Annotated in this window: 3 protein-coding genes; all 3 read right to left on the bottom strand. The window is 60.6% G+C overall.

Annotation, left to right across the window (positions count from 1 at the left end; translation table 11 throughout):
- Nucleotides 1-291, bottom strand: a 291-nt coding sequence (locus VN887_02105; GenBank protein ID HXT38794.1) for a nucleoside monophosphate kinase, incomplete at its 3' end; no start/stop codon positions are given.
- 3 nt (nucleotides 292-294) lie between these two features.
- The gene (locus VN887_02110; protein HXT38795.1) at nucleotides 295-1,263 is read right to left on the bottom strand and encodes a hypothetical protein; all 969 of its coding nucleotides are present in this window, start codon (nucleotides 1,261-1,263) and stop codon (nucleotides 295-297) included.
- 580 nt (nucleotides 1,264-1,843) lie between these two features.
- The coding region (locus VN887_02115; GenBank protein HXT38796.1) for a VOC family protein at nucleotides 1,844-2,222 on the bottom strand (379 nt) is incomplete at its 5' end.

Consider the following 2,222-nt stretch of genomic DNA (forward strand, 5'->3'; position numbering starts at 1 on the left):
GCGCGGGATGCCGTCGAGCACAAGCGTGTCGCGTCCCGGTTCAAAACGCCCGAGCTGCGTCTGCGCCTCGATGTTTTCACGCCACAATCGGACGGTGTGGGTGTCGGGCACCAGTTTGCCCTTGCTGGAATAGCGGACAAAAATCCGGCCCAGGTCGCTGTCGATGGTCAGGTTGCGAAACACGTCGCCGCAGGCGCAGTGGAAAAAATTGGGGATCGTGCCAAGGATTTTCCCCTGCGTGCCCTTGCCTGCGCCGGGCGCGCCCACCAGCAGAATAGTGCGGAATTTCATGGCTCAACCTTTTGCGTCCTTGTGCCGGATCTGCACGGACTGCACCTCCACAAAGGGCACCATCACCTCGGCCGAGGCGTTCCCGCTCTGGAGTTGTAGGTGCATTTCATTCATCGAAATCCGGCTGATGCGCTTTGCCACGTATTCACCCCGCACGGCCTTGATCACCATCACCAGGTCCTTCTCCGCCTCGCTCGGGATCATGCGGAAGAAGCCGGGAAATTTCGTTTCAAAAAAGCGCCGGTTGAAGGTGAATTCGCCGCGCGTGTAGGTCTGCAACGGGGTCTGCGCGGCGTCCGGCTTTGCTCCGGCGGCCAGCGTCAGCCCGCCCGCGGCCGCGGCCGGAAAAGCCGACGTGGTCTTCGCTTTCGCGCCGCCGGGACCTTCGCCGGCCGACGCATCCGCTGGAACGGCCTCCGCCGTGGCGTGCGCCACGCGTGTCGGGAGGCAGAGGAAAATGAGCGGCACGAGCACGGGGAAAAGGACCGACAGGCCGCAGACCAGTGGAACCGGTTGCTGGCGGAACAACGCGACTTCGTACGCCGCGTACAGGTTGGCAAACATCAGCACCGCGAGGATCGCCAGACCGATGGGGGTGATGAACCCGACGGCGAGACCGGGTGCGGGCGTTGGACGCTCCATCCGTTCGAGCACGGGTTTGACCACGATCTCCTTCTCCTTTTCCCTCGCCTTGATCTGTTCGGGCTCCAGCTCGATGAAGGGTTCCACAAACGGCGCCACCTTCGGATCATTCGCCAGCAGCTTCAGCGTTTCCTGGGAGAAATTGATCCACGGTTCGCGCTTCGAAAAACCGCCCACGTCGAGTTTGACGACCAGCCCGTCCTCGTCCGCGTTTCCCACCTCGCCCCTCAACACATTTCCGTTGGCCAGTTTGAACTCATCCGCGCGGGCGGATGCGGCGGATAGCCAGCCCAGCAACGCAATCAGCCAGAGGAAATGAAATTTGCGCATGACGCGTTTTGATAGCACAACGTTTGCCGTCATAGGAAGAAAAATTGCCGCATGGAACGAACAAAAGAGTCCACGCCCGCCTCCCCGGCTCAACCGACCCGGAACGCTTTCACACCGCCTCGCGATTTGTCGGGCCGATCAAAGTCCACGCTGATAAACTGTGACTCTTCCGTTCTCATCGATCAAAACCCTCCGGTACCCGCCCGGCGTATAGGGTAATCGCCAGACAAGGACGCTCCAACCTCGACCATCGACCTGCGGTAATTCAAACTCTGCCTCGGAAACCCACGTGTCATTGGTCGCGACTGCCCGGCGCGCTATCTCAATGATACGTGACTCTTCCGCTGTCAACGGTCGAGTCGCCTTGACACGACCAGCGGGCCGCGTTGCGCAGGATACCATCAGCGCAAGAATCGTTACGGAAAGGACGATGCGCATGAAGAACTCAGGCTCAGCGTATTGCCGAGCGATAAGGTGTCATGTTGTTCTGATTTCCGGAGCACGGGACGCGACGATTGCAACCGGAGCCCGGCGCGCAGCACTCGTCATTATTGGCGCTCCATTTTCAGCGTCCAGCTCTTCAGGAGGCCGCCTTTCGCCACGTGGAAAGCGGGCCGATGAAACGAGGGTCAGGCGGGTCATCAAGCAGAGCGATGAACTCAAGCGAGTGATCGTCCGGATCACGAAAATAAAGTTGCGCCGATGGCATCCAGCCAATGACTGAAGGTTCGGCCGTTTCCTCACCCGCGAAATCGCGGGTCGAGACGCCCAGACTGTTGAGCCGTTTGCCGGCGATGAGAAGCTCCGGCAGGGACAACGCGATGGCAAAATGGCATGGGTGCGGGTGACTGCCGCGGGTTGTAGTCGGCCCCCAGAGTCCGAGCATTGACCTTCTGTCCGTGCCAATCCAGAGGAACACAACATCACGACCCGGGTCGCGGTAGGCGAACTCCAACCCC

The sequence above is a fragment of the Candidatus Angelobacter sp. genome, assembly GCA_035607015.1.
Classification (GTDB): Bacteria; Verrucomicrobiota; Verrucomicrobiia; order Limisphaerales; family AV2; genus AV2.

Bases quoted from the DNA above. Each gene is read 5' to 3' on its own strand.
- VN887_02110 (HXT38795.1), bottom strand. From the start codon at position 1,263: ATGCGCAAATTTCATTTCCTCTGGCTGATTGCGTTGCTGGGCTGGCTA.